This window comes from Acinetobacter johnsonii ANC 3681, from assembly GCF_000368805.1.
GTDB classification, from domain to species: Bacteria; Pseudomonadota; Gammaproteobacteria; order Pseudomonadales; family Moraxellaceae; genus Acinetobacter; species Acinetobacter johnsonii.
On sequence record NZ_KB849705.1, the window covers coordinates 1,422,982 to 1,445,625 of the forward strand.

Below are 22,644 nucleotides of genomic sequence, written 5' to 3' on the forward strand. Positions count from 1 at the left end.
AAGTTAAGACTGATTCTTGCGGCGTCTTAGGCTACTATACAAGGTCAAACTAATTAATCCTAAAGCAGACCACAGCCCTGTACTTCCCGCACTGGTTTTATCATCATCGTTAAGCACTGCATCGTTTAAGTCTAAATCCACAATCACAGGATCATGGTCAGAAGAGCGGTAAGCATCGTCTGCATAGAATGCAGCAATTTGATCCTCAGTTTTATATTCTTCGTTATAGTCTAATGCGGTCGGTTCATCTGCATTGATATGCCATGCAAATGCTTTTTTCACCAAAGGATAAAGTGCTGCATCGGCAATCGCATGATCTAGATTTCCTGCACCACCATAACCTTGAGCATTACTGGCTACGCCAAAAATATAGCTATAAGCTGCTTTCCCCTGACCAATTTTTTCATCATTCAACAAGACTTTATAGTTGGCTTGTTCAAGCGCCAGAATTGGATCTTCTTTGGCATAACTGTTCAGATCACCCAACAGTAAGACATTCGGTTTACTCACCTGTGTTGGATTCTTCGCAACCCACTGCATTAACGCTTGTACCGCTTTAACGCGGGTTGGATTCCAGCAACCTTGACCATCGCCCTGATCTGCCTCTATTGAGGTTTTATCATCTGGACAGCTACCTTTAGACTTCAAATGGTTCGGAATAACTGTAAAAGTCTTCCCGCCAGATAAGGCTTGAAAAGTTTGTGCCATCGTGACTCGGTTTTTCTGGCTCTGGTCATCAAAGACCGCTGCAACATTGATTGGTTTGACCCGCTTGGCGTTATAAATAATGGCAACAGCAATCGCATCGGTTCCAAGTTTGTCAGCATTCGGAGGCGTTACATATTTCCAATCACTCCCCAGCGCCTGAGCTAAATAAGCAACTGCGCTACGCTCACCATAACCATTGTTGGCAATTTCCATCAGGCCATAAACATCCGCATCAATCGCTTTTAATGCACTGACAATTTTCTGATGTTGCTTTTTAAACTCAGCCTCAGAACTTGCACCACGTTCCGTAGGAAAACCTTGCGCCAAACCATTGTCATAATTCAGTACATTAAATGCTGCGACACGAACTTGCTGTGTAGCCTTTGCTGGAACGCTTGCACGTGGGTTTGTCGCGTCTAAGACTTGTGGCGCTGTTGCCCCAAGCACAGGTTGAATTCGCCATTGGTTATAGCGGTACTCTAAAATGCCTTGTACATTTTGCAGTTGTACACCTGTACGTAAGGTATTTTTAGCACTAAAGGTCGTTGGCAACCACGGCATTCTATTCTGATTATTATAGCCATCATCCAAAATAAGTTTAGAACGTAAATTCTGTTGTGCCAGTGTTTTGGCTTCGGTTGAATGGGCAGGATATAGATTGGTTGGAATATATAAACGCGCAGGGCTTAAAGCCAACTGACCATAACGTCCATAGTCATAGTTTTCACTGACAGTTAAAGTTTGAGGAATATTGACCAACATGCCCTGATAACGTTTCGGTGCATGGCCTGACATTTCAGTCAAATTATCAAAGGGCAAATTGATCACCATTGGTTGAACCCAATCACTTGCTGAAGTATTACATACGTTAATATCGCTGCTTAAATCTTGAAGCTGCAGTTGGTTTTGATAGGTTTTTAACTTACCTTTGAAAATGACTTCCTGCCCGACTTGCCCACCGGTCACGCGACTTGAAGATGGAACATAGACAAACACAGCATTACTGGTATTGGCTTTGGCTTGAACATCTGGTGTTTGTACAAAGAAACCTGAGAAACCATTGTTATAACGATAATCAGCCGTGATTACGCCTTTCACCACATATTCCGCATCTTGCGCTGCACTTTGCAATGTCGCAATTGGGGTGGCTGTCGTACTACAGCTCACAGTGGTTAGGGGTGGTGCCGTATTTCCAGCAAGATAACTGGAAAATGCATTTCGATCTGACCATTTTTCCCATGCCAATGCCAAATCAAATGGTGCGGTAACGTCAATCCCTGCACTGGAAACATGATTACTTAATAGTGTGCGTTTAAAACTATTCGCTGTTGCAACACCACCCCATCCAGTACTTGGGCGTTCACCCACTGTGCCAAAGCGGTCAATCGCAACGCCATTATGATAAAGCACCAAAGCATCGTCACCATTGAAAGCTAAGTTCGCCTGCTGTTGTACCGCATCGCCCAGCGCTTCTTTTAAAGCAGAATGCCCGACCAGATAATACCCCTTTGTTGCCAATTGCCCAGACAAACTCACTGTCAAATTTGCATTGGTACTGCCATTTGCGAACTGTTTAATCTGATATTCTGCCAAATTGACCGTCGTCGGATCTGGATTATAAATTTCCAATCCTTTCTTATTTGAAGTTCCATCTACATACTGACTAAATAATAGTTGTGCATACGTAGGAAAAGAACAACCTGCCAAAATCAGGCTCAGGCTTAATATCTGTGGCTTAAAATTTTTCATCATTTTTTATCAGTTGGTTAAATCGTATGGCAGGTTAATTTTTATTCGTTACATCATGATTAATAAATGATGACAGTTTTTAGGCTAATCAAAATAGAGCGTGCTGAATTTGATAAATTCTGAGTAAAAAATTTGACTTGTCCTGCTCAGGACTTACAATACCGCTTTCGAATTTCTACATCTGCCAAAATTATGACGAATGATCAATTAGACCAGCAAGTCGTCGAGCTAGACAACTTAAATGAACACCGCGAAATTGTGACATTTATGCGTCGTTCATCTCCGCTGAACACCTCGCAACGCACTGCGCTTGAACAATATGGTCACATGATTTTGGAATATCCTGTAGGTGACTTACGCCAACAGTTTGAACATCCAGAGCGTCCGCTCACGGTTGAAATTGGCTTTGGTATGGGACGTTCATTGGTCTTGATGGCGCAGGCCAACCCTGAACGTAACTATGTCGGGATTGAAGTGCATGTTCCAGGGATCGCGCAATGTGTGTATGAAGCTGGAATTGCAGGCTTAACCAATCTTCGTCTTTTAGATGCAGATGCTATTCAAGTATTACGTGAAATGCCAGATAACAGCATCAACGCTGTGCAACTCTACTTCCCAGACCCATGGCAGAAAAAACGTCACTTCAAACGTCGCTTCGTATCCCATGACCGTATGCCACTGGTTGAGCAAAAGTTAGAAATGGGTGGCACATTCCACGCAGCGACAGACTGGGAACCGTATGCAGAGTGGATGATTGATGTACTCGATAACCGTCCAAATCTTGAAAATATGGCAGGTAAAGGTAACAGTTACCCACGTCCAGACTGGCGTCCACAAACTAAATTTGAACGTCGTGGACTCGAAGAAGGTCATAAAATTAACGACTTCTTATTTAAGAAAATTAAATAAATTTTAGATCTTCAAAAAATAGGGTCTAATGCCCTATTTTTTTATGCTTTAATTGTTAGAACACATGCCTAATTTCAACCGTTGGATCATGTTCATCCAAACGTTTTGCCAAAATATGTAAACGTCGTGTCGGCACTGCGGGAAACAAATGATGTTCCACATGATAAAACATGTTGTAGGTCACGACCCGTTTAAATTCATTACGCACAGTACGCGCCATATACACATGATCTTCCGTATCATGATGCACCGTCCATACCGCAAAAAATGCCGTCATACATTGCCCAATCAACATAGCACTGACATGGTATTTTAAAATACTGATATCCAAGACCACAGAAACCAAAAACAATACAATGACGTTGGCAACCAGTTCAGCAGACATCCATTTTTTCTGGGTTTTAGTCCCAACCTCAAAGGCTTTTTTATGTAATATCCATGGAAAAACTGGGCCAAAAAGCAAAGCTTGCCACCACCTCATGCTTGCACTTTTTGCTTCAATATCTTCGTCCTGCATACAGTGCTGATGGTGGCGGAGGTGATTAATTTGTACAGCATGCATCGAACCGAGCATGACGATGCTCAAAACAAACATGACCCAATGAGTCGCAGGACGGCTAATACCTAAGGCAAAATGAAAAGCGTTATGCACCTGTCTAAGCCCTGTTAAGAAAAACATAAACGAGCAAAACAGCGCCAAGACATACCACTGTAAACCTGCAAAAATGAAAGAGACGATCAACCACGGTAAAGAGATAAATAACTCACTGATCACATCGGTACGACCTAAATGAACGAGATCTTTCCACTGCACTTGTTCTAATAATGAATCTGAACGCATATACCCTCTATTTGTATTTATTTTAAGCAACACTGTACCGAATCTTAGGGCATAAAAAAAGCCACGTTTTCAGTGGCTTTGCTTGTTCTTTGTGACTCGCTTCTTCGTTTATTATTTTAAATGTTAACTGTGACGTTGACTGATCTGCTGACTCATTAAAGCATATACGTCAGCAAGATCTGCTCGTTGAGCTTGCGCGAGCATCTGTTGATGCATCTGTAAAATATTCTGATCCTGACGCATCGCAGGGCCAGTTTGCATCTGCTTCGGGTCATTCTGTGTGGCTTTCTGCGCGGTTTCTAAGATCAAGGGATACAAGAGATTAAAATCGACCTGCTCTGCATCCACCACTTGTTTTGCCATGTCATAACAATAATTACTAAAATTACAGGCAAAAACGGCCGCTAAATGCAAACTTAGACGCTGCACAGAGCTGTAGCTATACACGCGTTGGCTCAGGCTTTCTGCCAGTGTATGTAGTCTTTGAAGATCTGTATTTTCAGTGGCTTCTACAAACAACGGTGTATTTGACCAATCAATTTCACGTTCTAAGCTAAAGGTCTGTAAGGGATAAAAAACTCCTGCACGTGCATGTTTCGTAGACAAAACTGAAAGCGCTGTACTCCCCGAAGTATGTACAATCAACACATTCGGCAGATATTCAGTCAAGGCCAAAATCACACTCGGAATAGACTGATCACTTACTGCAATCATCACCAAATCCACATCAGCATTTAACTGCTTAAAATGACTGACCGCCTTTGCATGTGCAACTTGCGCTAAATCCGCAGCTTTGTCGAAGCTTCGGCTATAAATATTGACGATTTCATGCTGAGACATCAGGGCTTTGGCCAAATGATGAGCCACCCGCCCCGCTCCAATTAAACTGATCCGCATCTTCATTTCACTATTTTAAAGTGCCTACAGCATGCCAATAAAAAAAGGATGAAGCAATTCATCCTTTTTTTATTAAATTGACACTGACTAACTAAAACTTACGCAGAGTCAAAATCTGTTCACTACGGCCAAATGGCCCTTGCTCATCGTGCAAAACTGCACTGGTTAAACCGATACCATCATGACCATATTGCTGAGTCGCTTCCAAACCTAACCATTTCCCTTGAGGTAAACGGTATAAATGCAGTTGTAGATCTAAATTGGGAAAGCCCCATCCAGATGCTGGATTTTGACGTGGGACAATACCGTTGGCTGTATCCACCATACCCAATAAGCGCACAAAACTTGATGTTTTCTGAGCTTCCACCATGTCCAAATCATTATGTAACCAGACAATGCCTTTACCAGCACGGTGCCCTTCTGCCGCACGTGTCTCAATACTCTGAATATAACCACCCGGCCAACATTTCATCCCATCCCATACTGGCAAAGTTTCAGGATGTACAATCAATTGATCTTCTAGCCCTGCAATTGCACTGGTATCTTGCTTCATCATTTTCCAAGCACGGGCCACAATACAAGTCTTCCCGTTTGCCTGCATTTCCGCCTCGATCAGTTCAATGGTTTTTCCAGCACGAATGACACGGGTATGCACCGTAAACTCACCAAAAGCAATCAGTCCAAAAATATCTAAACTCACGCGTCCAATGCGCATCTCATCGCGTGGTTGAAACTGCTCTAACTCCGTACACAAAACACCTGTTGCTGGTGCCATGTGCTGTTCATGCGGGTTCCATGCGCCTTGTGCATGAATATTGGAAAGATACGACGCTGTACAGCTCCCATCACTGTGCTGTTCACGATTTAAAAGTTGATAATAGGCTACCATGTGTATTCCTTCATTCTTATCTTTAAAATGTATCTTTTCACTGCTATTGGTTTTTACTTTTGTGCAAAAAAACCATAATAATTCAACAGTTGACTATAAGTTCGTACTTCATGAAATCCAACTTTAGTCAGAAGCTCTCGCATCTGGCTGGCCGAGACCAAATAAAAATCTTGTTGCAGACGCTCAATCATTTTTTCACTCTGTACCACCGTCAAACCATTGCTCTGACATAAGGTTTGTAGAACCTTGAGTTCAGTGTCATCACTAGAACGCATCAGGTCATAACTCAATAAAATGGCTTGCGTCTTAAGACAGCGTAAAATATCGGCAAAGAAGAATGACTTTGCTTCAAGTGGAATAAAATGCGCCACCAATATGGCTAAAGCGGCATCAAACTGTGCACTTTCCTGTAATGCCATCGTATCACCATGAACAAAGTGAACCCGCGTTAAATCACTATGGGTCTCGCTCAATAACTGCTGCGCTTTTTCAATCATGGTTAAAGATGGGTCAACAGCGGTAAAACTCCACGTTGGATGCTGCGCCAACAAATATGAAAGCTCATAACCTGTACCACATCCCACAATCAATACATGCGCATGTTCTGGTAGATGTGTTTTTAAAATGGCTTGAATTTGCAGATGAACCAACTCATAACCTGGAATGAGCTTACGAATATGTTGATCATAACCATCCACTACAGTTTGACTCTGAAAGTCTTTCGCCATTTTATTGTTCACTCATCTACTTTTATTCGTCGCCCTAAATCTACACTTTCATGACCGCATGTTCTAGCATTTAAGCCACAGCCATAGCATCGACTGTTAACTCAGCAAGTTGCGGTTTGGCTTTTTCTGCATGTAGACCCAGTTTTTGAAAGAGTTGTTGATCCTTGCCTTGTGCTGTATTTGGCGTAGTCAGCAATTTTTCACCAGAAAACAATGAGTTTGCACCGGCCATAAAAGCCAAAGCTTGATCTGCATCGGACAGCGATTCACGTCCCGCGGACAGACGAATATAACTTTTCGGCATAATGATGCGCGCTACCGCAATAGTGCGAATCCACTCAGTCACATCTAACTTGTCAACTTCTGCCAAAGGCGTACCTTGCATTGGAACCAGCATGTTGATCGGCACAGATTCGGGATGTATCGGTAAAGTCGCCAATTCAAACAATAAGCCAATTCTATCTTTGGTCTCTTCACCTAGGCCAACAATCCCGCCACTACACACTTTTAAGCCTGCCTCTCGGACATGACTTAAGGTATCTAGACGGTCGTCAAAGCTACGCGTACTAATCACATTGGGATAGTACTCACGAGACGTGTCTAAGTTATGGTTGTAATAATCGAGTCCTGCACCTTTTAAACGTTCGGCTTGTGAAGCATTCAACATGCCTAAAGTCATACAAGTTTCTAAACCCAGTGCTTTCACTTCACGCACCATCTCCAAGACATAAGGCATATCGCGCTCATGTGGATTTCGCCATGCCGCGCCCATACAAAACCGAGTAGAACCTGAGGCCTTCGCCTGCTGTGCTTCGCTAATAACCTTTTCAACCGCAATTCTTTTTTCAGCTTCAAGCTTTGAGTCATAGCGCGCAGACTGTGAACAGTATTTGCAGTCTTCAGGGCATTTTCCTGTTTTGATCGACAGCAAAGTACTGACTTGAATGGCATTCGCTTCAAAGTACTGACGATGAATTTGCTGTGCTTGAAAGACCAAATCTAAAAAAGGCTGTTGGTAGAGTGCTTGTATTTCATCGCGAGTCCAATCATTTCTCAGGTGCATATGCTATTCCTTTTGCTTTTCACTTCGGACTTTCCTTTGGCTTTAACCCAGCAAAGGAAAGTCCGTCTTCAACCTTATGCGATTTCTTTCAAATCCAGTTCATTACGCATAAATTCCTGCAATTTAAACTTCTGCGCTTTGCCCGAAGCCGTCATTGGGAACTCATTAAAAAACCGTACATAACGTGGAACTTTATTGTGTGAAATGTGTTCCGCACAGTACTGACGGATCGACTCTTCAGTAATTTCATGATACTCATGTAAAATAATACAAGCACATAATTCTTCACCATAACGTGTATCGGGCAGACCAATGACTTGGACATCACTGACATCAGGATGAGTGTATAAAAAGTCTTCGATTTCTTTCGGAAATAAATTTTCTCCGCCACGAATGACCACATCTTTAATCCGGCCTTTAATTTTCACAAAGCCTGCTTCGTCCATTTCTGCGATGTCACCTGTATGCATCCAGCGTGCTGAATCAATCACTTCGTGCGATTTTTCATGGTCTTCCCAATAACCCAACATTACCGAATAGCCACGAACACACAGTTCACCCAACTGACCGCGCGGTACAACTTTGCCTTGCTCATCTACAATTTTAATTTCAAGGTGTGGATGGACACGCCCCACAGTTCCGACCCGTTGTTCAACTGAATCGGAGGTTGAACTTTGTGCACTGACAGGTGCCGTTTCAGTCATACCATAGCAAATGGTAATTTCAGACATATGCATCCGATCAATAACACGTTGCATAATTTCACGTGGGCACGGACTACCCGCCATAATGCCTGTACGTAAACTAGAAAGATCAAAATCATCAAACTGTTCATGCTCTAAAATGGCAATGAACATGGTCGGTACACCGTATGCGGCCGTACATTTTTCTTGCTGAATGGCTTTTAACGTTTCTAAAGGATTGAACACCGCCGATGGATAGACCATGGTTGAACCATGCGTAATACAGGCCAAATTACCCATCACCATACCGAAACAGTGAAAGAGCGGTACAGAAATACAGACTCGATCGGCAGGACTTAAGTGAATGGCTTCACCAACAAAATAACCATTATTGAGAATATTATTATGTGTCAGCATTGTGCCTTTCGGGTTACCTGTGGTGCCCGAAGTAAACTGGATATTGATGGTTTCATCAAACTGAGATTCGCTTGCAACGAGCTCTAATTGATTGAGCTGTCTTTTGCTGGGAGCTGTGAGCAAGTCACTAAAACGATGCAAACCCGTATGCTCTTCTTCATCAATTTTAATAATATATTTCAAATGCGGCAGTCGTTCTGCCTTTAACACTTTATTTTCAGCACCTTTAATTTCAGGTGCAATTTTCATTAGAATATCTTGATAATTCGTACTTTTAAATTGCGATGCAATGACCAAGCCCTTACAAGAGACTTTATTCAACACATATTCGAGCTCATTACTTTTATAGGCAGGGTTCAAGTTGACTAAAATGATACCTGCTTTAAACGCAGCAAACTGGGTAATCGTCCATTCCACACAGTTCGGTGACCAAATCGCAAGTCGATCGCCTTTCTTCAAGCCCAGTTTTAGTAAACTACAGGCAAACGCATTGACCTGAGCTTGTAATTCCTTATACGTGAGTCTGACATTTTGATGCAGGCTGACAACAGCATCTTGTTCCGCATACTGCTGACAAGCCTGATCAAATTTCTCACCAATTGTCATGCCTAATAGGGGCTGACTGCTCGTTCCATAGGCATAACTTAACCGTTCTTGTGTCATCGAATCGATCTCCTTGATTCATTGTAATCTTGTTATTCAACTTTAATTGTTCTATGACTACTTCCCTTCAAACACCAAGCCTTTGTGTTCACACCTGCTACTATTTTTCCTCCTGAACCTGAACTGCATTGACACAAAATTCGGCAATTTGTTTCACAAAGTAGTCTTTATAGTTTTGATCAAACATCACATTTCGAGACGGATTTAAAGGCTCAATTACCACAAAAGTCATGGCACCGACCACACAAAGTGCTGCGGTATTTAAATCTTCAAATCCAAACTCACCGTTAATTTTCCCTGCGGCCAGTATTTCTTTGATGCTCTGTTTAATCAGCTGTTTACTGCGAAAACGTTCATGTTCTAACTCAGCATCGACTGGCTCAAACATGAGTGAATACGCAAGTTGGGGGCTATTCATGGCACGTTTCACAAACGTGGTTACCGCCTTGTCCAATTTCTGTTTTGACGAGAGCTCACTTTCAGCAATGTGATTTAAAATTTTCACCTCATGCTGAATGGCCTCAGACAAAACCTCAATTAACACTTGGCTTTTGTTATCGAAGTATCGATACACCAAACCACTCGAAACACCCGCGCGTTCAGCAATTGCTTGAATTTGCGCGTCTTTAATCCCCCCTTGAGCAATAAGTTCACGAGCGGATTGCAAAATCGCTTCCCGATTTTGTTCCATTCGTTCTTGCATCAACGATGATCTTTTATAACTCATAATTCTATTCTCAACCAGATAAAATGAATTGTAAATCAATTTGTGAATTTTAGTTCACTTTTTTAAAAATTCGATGTATTGTAAAAATCAAGCACAACAAAAATGCTTTATCAGGAACAATAAATACACTCATAGGACGAATGAAGAAATGACCCTACAAAGCTTAAATTTCGGTTTGGATGAAACACTCATTGCACTGCGTGATTCCGTTGCCGCTTTTTGTGCCAAGGAAATTACTCCTATTGCGCAAAAAGTCGATCAGAACAACGAATTTCCAGCTCAGTTGTGGAAAAAATTTGGCGATATGGGCTTACTCGGTCTGACCGTCAGTGAAGAATATGGCGGTACAGGTCTAGGTTATTTAGCGCATATCATTGCCATGCAAGAAATCTCACGTGCTTCAGCTTCGATAGGTCTTTCTTATGGTGCACATTCTAACCTATGTGTGAATCAAATTAACCGAAATGGCAGCCAGGAACAAAAGCAGCGCTATTTACCTAAACTGATTTCAGGTGAGTATGTCGGTGCACTTGCCATGTCTGAACCAAACGCAGGCTCAGACGTAGTCAGCATGAAACTCAAAGCTGAAGATTGTGGCGATCACTTCCTGTTAAATGGTTCAAAAATGTGGATCACCAATGGTGGTGATGCTGATGTACTTGTGGTGTATGCCAAAACGGATCTGCATGCAGGCGCTAAAGGCATGACGGCTTTCCTTGTAGAAAAAGGCATGGAAGGTTTTAGCCACGGCACACATTTAGACAAGTTGGGTATGCGCGGTTCGAACACTTACCCGCTGTTCTTTGACAATGTGAAAGTGCCAAAAGAAAACGTGATGGGCGGTGTAGGAAACGGCACGAAAGTGCTCATGAGTGGTTTGGACTATGAACGTGCAGTTCTTAGTGCAGGCCCTTTAGGCATTATGGATGCCTGCATGGACACCGTGCTTCCCTATATCCATGACCGTAAACAATTCGGCCAAGCGCTCGGTGAGTTCCAGCTAATGCAAGGCAAAATTGCCGATATGTATTCAACTTGGTTGGCATGTAAAGCGTTGGTCTATGCCGTGGGTGCTGAGTGCGACAAGGCTGACCATAGCCGTAGCCTACGTAAAGACGCAGCCAGTGCAATTTTATATGCTGCGGAAAAAGCCACGTGGATGGCGGGTGAAACCATTCAGACCTTAGGTGGAAATGGCTATATCAATGAATTCTCTGCAGGCCGTCTATGGCGCGATGCAAAACTCTATGAAATTGGCGCGGGAACTTCTGAAATTCGCCGTATGTTGATTGGCCGTGAACTGTTTAATGAAACAGCTTAATCCTCCACAACAATAAAAATGACAAGGATGTTCGTGATGAATCAATTACATAGCAAGATCAATATTCGAAGTGAAGACTTCAAAACCAACCAAACCGCAATGCAAAGCTTGGTCGATGACTTAAAGCAAAAAGCAGAACAAATTGCTTTAGGCGGCGGTGAAGCGGCGCGACAAAAACATTTGGCACGCGGAAAACTGTTAGCACGTGATCGTATTGATCAGTTAATTGATGCAGGCACGGCATTGCTTGAAATTGGTCAGTTGGCAGCACAAAACGTCTATGCAGACGATGTGCCTGCGGCTGGTGTCGTTGCTGGTGTAGGTCAGGTCAATGGTGTGACCTGCATGATCGTCGCCAACGATGCGACAGTAAAAGGCGGCACGTACTACCCACTAACTGTGAAAAAACACTTACGTGCTCAAGAAATTGCGGAGCAAAACCATCTGCCATGTATTTATTTGGTTGACTCAGGTGGTGCATATTTACCGATGCAGGATGAAGTTTTCCCTGACCGTGATCACTTTGGACGTATTTTCTATAATCAAGCACGCATGTCGAGCATGGGAATTGCCCAAATTGCGGTAGTAATGGGCAGCTGTACGGCTGGGGGGGCATATGTACCTGCTATGTCTGATGAAACCATTATTGTGCGTAATCAAGGGACGATTTTCTTAGGTGGCCCACCGCTGGTGAAAGCAGCAACAGGTGAAGTGGTCAGCAGTGAAGACTTAGGCGGTGGTGATGTGCATACTCGCCTGTCTGGTGTGGCCGATCATTTGGCTGAAAACGATGAACATGCAATTGCCATTGCTCGTAACATTGTAGCGAACCTGAATAAAACACCACATACACGTGCAACAGAGATTGAAGAACCATTATTTGATGCATCAGAACTGTATGGTGTTGTGCCAAGTGATGCACGCAAACCATTCGATATTCGTGAAGTAATTGCGCGCATTGTCGATGGTTCACGTTTTGATGAATTCAAAGCTCGCTTTGGCACCACCTTAGTCACAGGTTTTGCCAAAATCTATGGCATGCCCGTTGGCATTATTGCCAACAACGGTATTTTATTTTCAGAATCTGCACAAAAAGGGGCTCACTTTATTGAACTCTGTACGCAGCGCAATATTCCCCTACTGTTTCTCCAGAACATCACTGGCTTTATGGTCGGTCGCCAATACGAAAATGAAGGCATTGCCAAAAATGGCGCCAAACTGGTCATGGCTGTTGCAACCGCAAATGTCCCGAAACTTACCCTTGTGATTGGTGGTTCATTTGGTGCAGGCAACTACGGAATGTGTGGTCGTGCCTATTCTCCACGCTTCATGTGGACATGGCCGAACTCGCGTATTTCGGTCATGGGTGGTGAACAAGCGGCAAGTGTATTGTCGACCTTAAAGCGTGATCAAATCGAAAAACGTGGCGAGTCTTGGTCTGCGGCAGAAGAAGATGATTTTAAACAACCCTTCCGTGACCAATTTGAACGCCAAGGCCATCCATATTATGCATCGGCGCGTTTGTGGGATGACGGTGTGATTGATCCTGCACAAAGCCGTCAGGTGCTCGGTTTAAGTTTAGCTGCAGCCTTAAATGCACCCATTCAACCGACCAAATTCGGCGTGTTCCGCATGTAGGAGATGAGCGATGAGCTTTCAATATTTACAACTCGAACAACGCGACCAAGTGGCAACGGTATGGATTAATCGTGCAGAAATGCATAATGCCTTCAATACTCAAGTGATTGAAGAACTGCACCGCTGCTTTAGCGAACTCAATACGCGTGATGATGTCCGTGTGGTGATTTTAGCAGGACGTGGCAAAAGCTTCTCGGCGGGTGCTGACCTGAACTGGATGAAAGAAGCAGGACAAGCCTCACAGGCTGAAAATGAAGCCGATGCATTGAAACTAGCGAAAATGCTACAAAGTTTAGCAACATTAAAACAGCCGACCATCGCCCGCGTACAAGGCATTGCTTTTGGTGGTGGCATGGGACTGGCTTCTGCCTGTGATATTTGTGTCGCAAGCAGTGATGCTAAGTTTGCGACCTCTGAAGTGCGCTTAGGTTTAGCCCCTTCAACCATTAGCCCATATGTGATTCGTGCGATTGGTGCACGTCAGGCTTCACGCTACTTTTTAACCGCAGAACGTATTTCCGCGGAACAAGCCCTACAGATTGGTCTGGCGCATGTGGTGGCCGATGCTGAACAGTTAGATGAAAAAGTCGCAGAAATAGTCGATGCCTTACTTTTGGGTGGGCCAGAAGCACAAACGGCTTCAAAACAACTTATCCAAATGGTCGATCAGCAAGTGTTAACCGAAGCATTGTTATTGCAAACAGCACAACATATTGCCCATATACGCCAAGGATCAGAGGCGAAAAATGGCTTAAATGCTTTTTTAAATAAACACAGTCCAGTCTGGATCAAGACGACGGTATAACAACAAGAAAGGATATCGATATGTTTAATAAAATCTTAATTGCAAACCGTGGTGAAATTGCTTGTCGTGTGATCCGAACTGCAAAAAAAATGGGCATTGCCACCGTTGCAGTCTATTCAGATGCTGACGCTCAAGCACAGCACGTGCAACAAGCCGACGAAGCCATTTATATCGGCGAATCCCCTGCTGCACAAAGCTATCTACAAATTGAACGTATTATCCAAGCTGCCTTAGATACAGGCGCAGAAGCAATTCATCCAGGTTATGGCTTTCTATCTGAAAATGACCAATTTGCCAATGCCTGCCAAAAAAACAACATTGTCTTTATTGGTCCACCTGTAGATGCCATTTTAGCCATGGGCCTAAAAGCCACCTCTAAATCTTTAATGGAAAAAGCAGGTGTACCGCTGACACCGGGCTACCATGGCACCAACCAAGATCCTGATTTTTTAAAACAACAAGCCGATGCCATTGGCTACCCTGTACTGATTAAAGCCAGTGCTGGCGGTGGGGGTAAAGGCATGCGTTTGGTTGATCGCGGCGAAGACTTTTTAAGCCATCTAGCTTCATGTAAAAGTGAGGCGCGTTCAAGCTTTGGCAATGACGATGTTCTGGTTGAACGCTATGTGGTACAACCGCGCCATATTGAAGTACAAGTTTTTGGTGATACACATGGTAACTATGTGCATCTCTTTGAACGCGATTGTTCGGTACAACGTCGCCATCAAAAAGTACTAGAAGAAGCGCCTGCACCCAAAATGGCAGAGCCAAAACTCGAAGCCATGCGCCAAGCCGCTATTGATGCAGCACGTGCAGTGGATTATGTCGGTGCAGGGACAGTTGAGTTTATTGTGGAACAAGACGGCACGGCGTATTTCATGGAAATGAATACTCGCCTGCAAGTTGAGCATCCTGTAACAGAGATGATTACAGGGCAGGATTTGGTGGAATGGCAACTACGTGTAGCTTTTGGTGAACCACTGCCTAAACAACAACACGAGCTCAGTATTCATGGTCATGCATTAGAAGCACGTGTCTATGCTGAAGAACCTGAAAAAGGTTTCTTACCTGCAATTGGTAAAATCCACTACCTGCACTACCCTCAGCAAAATGAGCATGTCCGCGTAGACAGTGGCATTGTTGAAGGGGATGAAATCACGACCTTTTACGACCCAATGATTGCCAAATTAATTGTTTGGGCAAAGAATCGTGAAGCCGCACTCACCCAAATGCACCATGCACTGAGTCAATTCCATGTCGATGGCTTGGGCAATAACATTGCATTCTTAGACCGTTTGGTCCGTTCAGAGTCTTTTAAAACCGCCAATCTAGACACCAACTTAATTCAACGTGAAGAAGCGTTTTTATTGCAACATAATGAAACAGCCTCTTCAGAGCTCATCATTACGGCAGCATTGATTGAACTCTTGTCCCGTTTTGCCAGCAATAAAACAGCTGCAAATCCTGTATGGCAAGCCGAGTCTCTATGGCGTTTAAATATTAATGCTAGCTATGCCATTAAACTGGCACTAAACGATGAAGAACATAAAGTCTATTTCAGCCCAGCGGCAAAAGGCTTTACAGCAAAGTACAATGGAATTAGCGTTTTCATTCAGGGTGAATTGTTAGAGGCACATTTAGCTAAAATTGAATATGCAACAAGCAAAAAGACCTATGCCTATAGTTCGAATGCACAGGGCCTAACCCTGTATGCAGACGGTCAAAGCTATAAATTTGCACATATTAAGCCTAACTTTAATACTGAAGATGATGCTTCTGATGCCAACAACTTAAAAGCACCAATGCCGGGTGTGATTACGCAAGTCTTGGTACAAAACAACAGCGCAGTGAAAAAAGATGATGTCCTCCTCACGCTTGAAGCGATGAAAATTGAATATTCAATTCGTGCTCCACATGATGGCATTGTCTCTGCAGCTTACTTCCAAGTCGGTGATCAGGTCAAAGCAGGCGATGAATTGGTTGAGTTTTCAAGCTTGGAAGGTGCCGCATGAATGAATTTGTCAGAATTGTCGAAGTCGGGCCGCGAGATGGTTTGCAAAATGAAAAGATACCGCTCACCTTGGATGACCGTCGTAAACTGATTATAGATTTAATGCAGACGGGACTCAGTGCCATTGAAGTGGGCTCTTGTGTCTCTGCAAAGTGGGTTCCACAAATGGCACAAAGTGACGAACTCTTTGCCAGCTTACCCAAAGATCCGAATATCAATTTTAGTTTACTGACCCCGAACTTGAAAGGATTTGAGTCTGCTTTGGCAGTCGGCTGTCAGGAGGTTGCAGTTTTTACCGCAGCCTCCGAAAGCTTTACCCAAAAAAACATCAATTGCTCCATTGATGAAAGCTTTGAAAAGTTTGCAGACATCATGACTGCGGCGAAAGCCCATAACATCAAAGTGCGTGGTTATGTGTCTTGTATTGTCGACTGCCCCTATGAAGGCGCAATTGCACCGAGCAAAGTTGCACACGTCAGTCAACGTTTACTCAACATGGGCTGCTATGAAGTGTCCTTAGGTGAAACAATTGGCACGGCGACACCAGACCGCGTGAAAAAAGTCTGGCAGGCATGTTTAGCTGAAATGGATGCCGCGAGTCTAGCAGGACATTTTCATAATACCTATGGTATGGCCATTGCCAATATTTACCAGTCTTTAGAACAAGGCATTCGTGTATTTGATTCGTCCATTGCAGGTTTAGGCGGCTGCCCTTATGCCAAAGGCGCATCGGGCAATGTCTCCACAGAAGACCTTTACTACCTACTCTCCAACATGGGTTATGACACAGGGATTGATCTTGATGCACTGATGGTTGCCAGCCAAAACATCAGCCAAGTACTACAACGCACCAATCCATCTAATTATGCCAATGCCTACTGGCAAAAGCGCTGTGCCTAAGCCATTCAATTGATAACGAGAACACTATGGTCAATAAAGTTTATTCAAGTGCAAAGGATGCACTGCAAGATGTGGTTCAAGATGGTCAAACCTTAGCGGTTGGTGGCTTTGGTTTATGCGGTATTCCAGAAAGTCTGATTGCCGCCTTAAAACAAACGGGCGTGAAAAACCTCACCTGTATTTCAAACAATGCAGGCGTCGATGGTTTCGGCTTAGGTCTCTTATTAGAAAGCAAACAAATCAAAAAAATGATTGCTTCCTATGTAGGTGAAAACAAAGAATTTGAACGTCAGTTCTTAAGTGGTGAGCTTGAAGTGGAGCTTACCCCTCAAGGCACGCTGGCAGAAAAACTCCGTGCTGGAGGTGCAGGTATCCCTGCCTTCTTTACCGCAACAGGCGTAGGTACGCTCATCGCTGAAGGCAAAGAAGAACGTGAGTTTAATGGCAAACCATATATTCTAGAAAACTCGCTCACCGCTGACATTGCACTCGTGAAGGCATACAAGGCCGATACTGCAGGTAACTTAATTTTCCGTAAAACCGCACAAAACTTTAATCCAGTATGTGCGATGGCTGGAAAAGTCTGCATTGTCGAAGTTGAGGAAATTGTTGAAATTGGCGCTTTAGACCCAGACCAGATTCACCTGCCGGGTATTTATGTCAATCGCATTGTGCTGAATGCAAACCCTGAAAAACGTATCGAACAACTCACATTAAAAGAGGAGGCTTAAACCCATGGCTTGGTCTCGTAATGAAATGGCACAACGTGCAGCGCTTGAGCTGGAAGATGGTTTTTATGTCAATTTAGGTATTGGCTTACCCACACTGGTAGCCAACTATATTCCTGAAAATGTCAACGTCTGGTTGCAATCTGAAAATGGATTATTGGGTATTGGCGAGTTTCCAACGGCGGAAACGGTCGATGCCGACTTAATTAATGCTGGAAAACAAACTGTTACCGCACGTCAGGGCGCCGCATTTTTCTCTAGTGCAGATTCTTTTGCCATGATCCGTGGAGGTCATGTCAATATCGCCATTTTAGGGGCCATGGAAGTCTCACAAAATGGTGACTTGGCCAACTGGATGATTCCGGGTAAAAAAGTCAAAGGCATGGGCGGTGCGATGGATTTGGTGGCTGGAGTACAAAAAGTGGTGGTGCTCATGGAACACTCTGCAAAAGATGGTACGCCGAAAATTGTCGAGCAATGTAGCCTTCCCCTTACAGGCAAAAATGTCATACATCGTGTAATTACTGATCTCGGTGTCATGGACATTACGCAGGAAGGTGTGAAATTGGTTGAACTGGCGAAAGATGTCAGTTTTGAAGACATTCAAAAAGTGACGGGTGTTGCTCTGATCCGCTAATCCGACATCATTTATACAATAGAAAAATAATCCAATGCCTTTAAAGCAGCGATCCTGTTTTAAAGGCATTTCTATCAGCACGGATAGGCTGAATCAAAAATTCATACCTCATAGATAAAAATGGAATTAATGCATGGAAAACTCTCAAAATATTTTGCAACGTTTTGCACTACGCGTCAGTGATTGGTCGGAGAAATGGTTCCCAGACTCTTATATTTTTGCCCTATTGGGTGTCGTGATTGTTGCGATTGCCTCTATCAGTATTGGTGCGCCTGCCAAAGATGTCGCGGTTTCCTTCGGAGATGGTTTTTGGAGTCTGATCCCTTTTACCTTACAAATGTGTATGCTGATTGTGGTTGGTTATGTGGTTTCTGTTTCAAAGCCTGTAGAGCTGCTGATTCAAAAAATGGCCCGAATTCCCCATAGTGGTCGCGGTGCAATCGTTCTTGTTGCCACGGTCAGTTTATTAATTTCGCTGATTAACTGGGCCATGAGTACGGTACTGACTGCCCTGCTGGTGATTGCGTTAGCTAAACGCAAAGAACTGAATATGGACTATCGTGCTGCCGCTGCCGCCGCGATTATTGGTATGGGAGCAACGTGGGCCTTAGGTATTAGTTCTTCTGCGGCACAACTGCAAGCCAACAAAGCCAGCCTGCCCGAATCGATTTACAATCTAACCGGTGTGATTCCCTTTACCGAAACCATTTTCTTGCCACAGTCCATGATCATGACGGCTGTATTGATTATTGCCTCGATTGCTATTGCATTTTGGTCTGCACCCAAAGGGCAAGACATTAAAACCATTGATCAATTTCCCATTCAGTTTGAGGAAGAAACTAACCCGACACCAACCACAAAACGCCCAGGAGACTGGTTAGAGAACTCGCCTTTATTGAGTATCTTGATTGTGCTCTTGGGTCTGGTTTGGATGTTCAATGAGTTCAGCAAAAGCAATCCGATCTTGGCTATTTCAAGCCTAAACACCTACAACTTTATTTTCCTGATGCTGGGTATTGCACTGCATGGTACGCCACGAAATTTCCTCAATGCCGTCACAAAAGCCGTGCCAGCGGTCTCAGGTGTTCTGATTCAGTTTCCGCTGTATGGCAGTATCGCCTTTATGATGACGCAAGCCTTGAACAGTCATGATTTGTCGCTATCACATTATATTGCTGAGTTTTTTGTTTCGATTGCCTCCAAAGAGACCTTTGCCATTGTGATGGGCTTATATTCTGCCATTTTAGGCTTTTTCATTCCTTCTGGCGGTGGTAAGTGGATTATTGAAGCACCCTATGTCATGCAAGCTGCACATGATTTAAAAGTGCATTTGGGCTGGTCGGTGCAAATCTATAATGCTGCTGAAGCCTTGCCAAATTTAATCAACCCATTTTTTATGCTGCCAATGCTTGGCATTCTCAAATTAAAAGCCAAAGATGTGATTGGCTTTACCGTCACTCAATTGGTTTTCCACCTGCCTTTGGTGCTGTTCCTACTTTGGATTTTAGGCCGTAGCCTGACCTATATGCCACCTACCTTCTAAACGAGGAAAAAAACACAATCTAAATAAAAAAGGACGAATCATATTCGTCCTTTTCTCATTCTATAAATATTCAATAAAGCGTATTTTTAATGTAGCCCAATTAAGTAAACACGTTATTTAAATACACAATGCGCTCATTGGTTTTTTGATTAAAGCACTTGGTATATTGCAATTGTTGATCTTGGGCACGTAAAGCATCATCCCAATATTGTGACTGCTTTTGATAGGTTTCTTTTTCACTATCCGTCATTTGGTAGACACTTTTTTGGGAAATCACTTTACAGTCCACATCACGCTTTTCAAACCACTCAGTTTGGTCTTGTTGTAGCTGCTGTTTTTGTTCCTCAGTGAAATTGTCCCAAGTTTGGTTCAGACGTTCCACCGCTTTGACTTGGTCAGCATCCAATTCCTTCTTACGAATATTCATGGCTTTCTGTGCCAGTTCCATCTGCGCAACTTCTTGCTCATTATATTGTTTTATATTCTTTTGTATTTCTGCATTTTCTTTTTCATATGCCGCAAACTGAACCGCATGCTGCGTCACCAACACTACACCATCAATCACGCCATTTTGATTGGGTACATTCAGGCTAATGCCTTCTTTATCCGTTTTAATGATGTTATAGCTAAATGCACCTTGTAGCTGATCATTGTCTAAGTTGAGTGAATATTCACCCTCTTCTAAGACATCACGCAAAGTACTTTGATAACCGTCCTCACACTCTTCACATGGACGCGCTAAAAACGCATTTTCAGCACGTTTCTGTAACCCTTTCGGGAAAATCACCACCAACTGGCTTTCGCAGTCCAATTGCTTCGCTGTATCAGGTTTTTCTGTAGTTGTTGAAATCCCTTTAATTTCAAAGCGAATACCGTTATTAATCTGCGTTAATAATTTTTCATCGGCCTCATATTCACGGCTATCACGCAGACGACGGTCTAGGGCTTTTAAGTATTCAGCTTTTAAATGCGCTTGAATTTGTTCGACATTGGCAGGAGCCGTACAACTCCAATCTGACATTTCTTGTGGTTCAGCAACCGTTTCTGCTTTATTCTCGGTTCGGTTACAAGCACTTAAAAATAAACTGCTCAAGATTAAACTGGCAAAAATTGTTTTCTTCATCATTGTTATAAAACCATAAGGCTGTTGTTTTTCGCAGCGTATTTAACCAAAAAATAAGCTTTTATGCGAGTAGCTATATAAAAGAACCCTGCCGTAGCAGGGTTAAAACATCGCTTAATTAACCTTTTCAACACCACGATCATCCACTTCACGCACCACACCAGAGTCTGTATTTAAAACCTCAAACTCGATACGGCGGTTTTTAAACTTACCTTCATCGGTTTGATTGTCTGCAATTGGCTTTTCTTGGCCATAACCAATCGCTCGCAACTGTGCAGGATCGACGCCTTTAAAAATTAAATAATCCACCACCGCCTGCGCTCGATTTTGCGACAAAGTTTTATTGACTGCCGCATCTCCCGTTGCATCTGTATGCCCCATCACGGTCAGTTTGACTTGAGGTGCTTTTTGCATCAGTGCCGCGGCCTGATCCAAAATCGACTTATTGACATCAGGTATCGCCGATGAAGCTGTATCAAAGTTAATAATTTGCAAATTCAATGCCGTGGCAACGTCTAATGCTCGAACTTGCTCAGGATTAATTTCTGCCAGTGCACGCTCAGCATCACTAATACTGGTATCCACGGCACGGCTGACATCCAGTGCTTGCTGAGTCACAACTGTCATATTACGCAGTAAAGGTTTAATTTGATCTGCCACTTTAAGTGCATTGGCTGGATCTTGTGATTGAATCGATAACTGATTGCCAAACCATGTTAAATTTACATTTGGCACACCTTTCAATGCACTGATTACACTGGGTATCGCATCTTGGTCGATAAATTCAGTGTGATACATACTCTGCATATCTGCACCACAGCCGATGCTGTTATTAAAAATTTGCTTTACTTCTTTTTGTAAAATTTCAACATAAGCTGCATTGGCTGAGAAAATTTGGCAAGTGACCAAGTCTCCTGTTGCCCCTGTGGTGATTTGAAATTTAGCAGGTTGGCTGGCATTCACATTTGCAACTGGTGCTGTTTCAGTCGTGGCTTTTTCGGTACAGGCCCTAAAAATAAAAGCAAACAATGCCGCAAAAATAATTAAAGCCAAAATTGGCAGTAAAAATGACCGTTTCTCATCTACTTTTGTGGCATGTACACTTGCAGGTGCGACATGTGTAGCCTGTCCTTGTAAGGTATTTACCCCTAATCCAGCCAGTAACGCGCTTGCCCACTCAGGTAACGCACGACTAATGGAATCTGTGTTGACCTGTAGTAAATGAGAAATCGCTTCAGGTTCTGAAGAGCCTGCCTCTGTGGCTAAAAATGCTAATGCAGGTGTAATCGAACGGCTCAAGGTACTTTCAATTTCATCTGCGGGTGCTGCCCCGCGAACATGCTCCAAAAACTGTTGCTTGAGACTGACATTCGAGGCAAAAGCATCATTGAGACGTGGATTCAACTGCTGCTGAAATGCAGGAATCAGTTCAGATTTTGACTTTAATATAGACAGTAAAATTGGTAAAAAGGATTGAATTGCTTGATTTTTTTCAAGTAAATGTTGTGTATCACCCTCTAAAACAATTGCAGAGACATTTTGTTTTAGTAAATCCATAAAATCGACATTCATGAAGTCTTACCCCACTTTTTCTCATTGTTTTCATCGTCATTTTTCAGTTTATCTGTTCATTTTTTATACTTTGTAAAATATTGTATTTGCAT

The 22,644-nt window shown here is 43.2% G+C and carries 19 protein-coding genes; 9 read left to right on the plus strand and 10 right to left on the minus strand.

Annotated features, from left to right (window positions below; genetic code table 11):
• Nucleotides 1–3: 3 nt before the first annotated feature.
• A complete protein-coding gene (locus F946_RS11015) occupies nucleotides 4–2,457 on the minus strand; it encodes an ExeM/NucH family extracellular endonuclease (RefSeq protein ID WP_035326967.1) in 2,454 nt (817 codons plus the stop codon).
• Nucleotides 2,458–2,649: 192 nt separating this feature from the next.
• On the opposite strand from F946_RS11015, the gene trmB reads away from it, so the two are divergent.
• Complete coding sequence (trmB, locus tag F946_RS11020; RefSeq protein WP_005400603.1) at nucleotides 2,650–3,366, plus strand: tRNA (guanosine(46)-N7)-methyltransferase TrmB; 717 nt, start codon at nucleotides 2,650–2,652, stop codon at nucleotides 3,364–3,366.
• A 55-nt stretch (nucleotides 3,367–3,421) separates the two neighbouring features.
• Here the strand turns inward: trmB and F946_RS11025 are convergent, their stop codons facing one another.
• The 7 genes from F946_RS11025 to F946_RS11055 all read right to left on the minus strand — a co-directional run bounded on the left by F946_RS11025 (nucleotide 3,422) and on the right by F946_RS11055 (nucleotide 10,274).
• Nucleotides 3,422–4,207, minus strand: coding sequence for a fatty acid desaturase family protein (locus F946_RS11025; RefSeq protein ID WP_004982257.1), 786 nt, complete (start codon nucleotides 4,205–4,207; stop codon nucleotides 3,422–3,424).
• Nucleotides 4,208–4,330: 123 nt separating this feature from the next.
• Nucleotides 4,331–5,104, minus strand: a complete 774-nt coding sequence (locus F946_RS11030; protein WP_035326739.1) for a Rossmann-like and DUF2520 domain-containing protein — start codon at nucleotides 5,102–5,104, stop codon at nucleotides 4,331–4,333.
• A gap of 91 nt (nucleotides 5,105–5,195) precedes the next feature.
• Entirely contained in the window at nucleotides 5,196–5,993 is a 798-nt protein-coding gene (locus F946_RS11035) for a thioesterase family protein (protein WP_004982261.1), read from the minus strand.
• A 53-nt stretch (nucleotides 5,994–6,046) separates the two neighbouring features.
• Nucleotides 6,047–6,721 (minus strand): class I SAM-dependent methyltransferase, encoded by a 675-nt coding sequence (locus F946_RS11040; protein WP_004982262.1) that lies wholly within the window; start codon nucleotides 6,719–6,721, stop codon nucleotides 6,047–6,049.
• Between the two features lie 70 nt (nucleotides 6,722–6,791).
• The gene (bioB, locus tag F946_RS11045) at nucleotides 6,792–7,784 is read right to left on the minus strand and encodes a biotin synthase BioB (protein ID WP_004982265.1); all 993 of its coding nucleotides are present in this window, start codon (nucleotides 7,782–7,784) and stop codon (nucleotides 6,792–6,794) included.
• Between the two features lie 74 nt (nucleotides 7,785–7,858).
• On the minus strand, nucleotides 7,859–9,547 hold the full coding sequence (locus tag F946_RS11050; protein WP_004982267.1) for an AMP-binding protein: 1,689 nt from the start codon (nucleotides 9,545–9,547) through the stop codon (nucleotides 7,859–7,861).
• Between the two features lie 100 nt (nucleotides 9,548–9,647).
• The gene (locus F946_RS11055; RefSeq protein ID WP_004982268.1) at nucleotides 9,648–10,274 is read right to left on the minus strand and encodes a TetR/AcrR family transcriptional regulator; all 627 of its coding nucleotides are present in this window, start codon (nucleotides 10,272–10,274) and stop codon (nucleotides 9,648–9,650) included.
• Nucleotides 10,275–10,422: 148 nt separating this feature from the next.
• Between F946_RS11055 and F946_RS11060 the strand changes: the two genes are divergently transcribed.
• The 8 genes from F946_RS11060 (at nucleotide 10,423) to F946_RS11095 (ending at nucleotide 19,857) form a co-directional block, all read left to right on the plus strand.
• Nucleotides 10,423–11,595, plus strand: coding sequence for an isovaleryl-CoA dehydrogenase (locus tag F946_RS11060; protein ID WP_004982270.1), 1,173 nt, complete (start codon nucleotides 10,423–10,425; stop codon nucleotides 11,593–11,595).
• Between the two features lie 36 nt (nucleotides 11,596–11,631).
• Nucleotides 11,632–13,233, plus strand: coding sequence for a carboxyl transferase domain-containing protein (locus F946_RS11065; protein WP_004982272.1), 1,602 nt, complete (start codon nucleotides 11,632–11,634; stop codon nucleotides 13,231–13,233).
• A gap of 10 nt (nucleotides 13,234–13,243) precedes the next feature.
• Nucleotides 13,244–14,038 (plus strand): enoyl-CoA hydratase/isomerase family protein, encoded by a 795-nt coding sequence (locus F946_RS11070; RefSeq protein ID WP_004982273.1) that lies wholly within the window; start codon nucleotides 13,244–13,246, stop codon nucleotides 14,036–14,038.
• A 20-nt stretch (nucleotides 14,039–14,058) separates the two neighbouring features.
• The gene (locus F946_RS11075) at nucleotides 14,059–16,050 is read left to right on the plus strand and encodes an acetyl/propionyl/methylcrotonyl-CoA carboxylase subunit alpha (protein ID WP_004982275.1); all 1,992 of its coding nucleotides are present in this window, start codon (nucleotides 14,059–14,061) and stop codon (nucleotides 16,048–16,050) included.
• Nucleotides 16,047–16,949 (plus strand): hydroxymethylglutaryl-CoA lyase, encoded by a 903-nt coding sequence (locus F946_RS11080; RefSeq protein ID WP_004982278.1) that lies wholly within the window; start codon nucleotides 16,047–16,049, stop codon nucleotides 16,947–16,949. Before F946_RS11075 ends, F946_RS11080 begins: the two co-directional genes overlap by 4 nt.
• Nucleotides 16,950–16,975: 26 nt before the next feature.
• Complete coding sequence (locus tag F946_RS11085) at nucleotides 16,976–17,680, plus strand: CoA transferase subunit A (protein WP_004982282.1); 705 nt, start codon at nucleotides 16,976–16,978, stop codon at nucleotides 17,678–17,680.
• A gap of 4 nt (nucleotides 17,681–17,684) precedes the next feature.
• Entirely contained in the window at nucleotides 17,685–18,314 is a 630-nt protein-coding gene (locus tag F946_RS11090; protein WP_004982285.1) for a CoA transferase subunit B, read from the plus strand.
• 133 nt (nucleotides 18,315–18,447) lie between these two features.
• Entirely contained in the window at nucleotides 18,448–19,857 is a 1,410-nt protein-coding gene (locus F946_RS11095; RefSeq protein WP_004982290.1) for a short-chain fatty acid transporter, read from the plus strand.
• A gap of 100 nt (nucleotides 19,858–19,957) precedes the next feature.
• On the opposite strand, the gene F946_RS11100 is transcribed toward F946_RS11095, so the two are convergent.
• Both F946_RS11100 and F946_RS11105 read right to left on the minus strand, forming a co-directional pair.
• Nucleotides 19,958–20,980, minus strand: a complete 1,023-nt coding sequence (locus tag F946_RS11100) for a hypothetical protein (RefSeq protein WP_035326969.1) — start codon at nucleotides 20,978–20,980, stop codon at nucleotides 19,958–19,960.
• 114 nt (nucleotides 20,981–21,094) lie between these two features.
• Complete coding sequence (locus F946_RS11105) at nucleotides 21,095–22,552, minus strand: OmpA family protein (protein ID WP_004982295.1); 1,458 nt, start codon at nucleotides 22,550–22,552, stop codon at nucleotides 21,095–21,097.
• Between the last annotated feature and the right edge of the window lie 92 nt (nucleotides 22,553–22,644).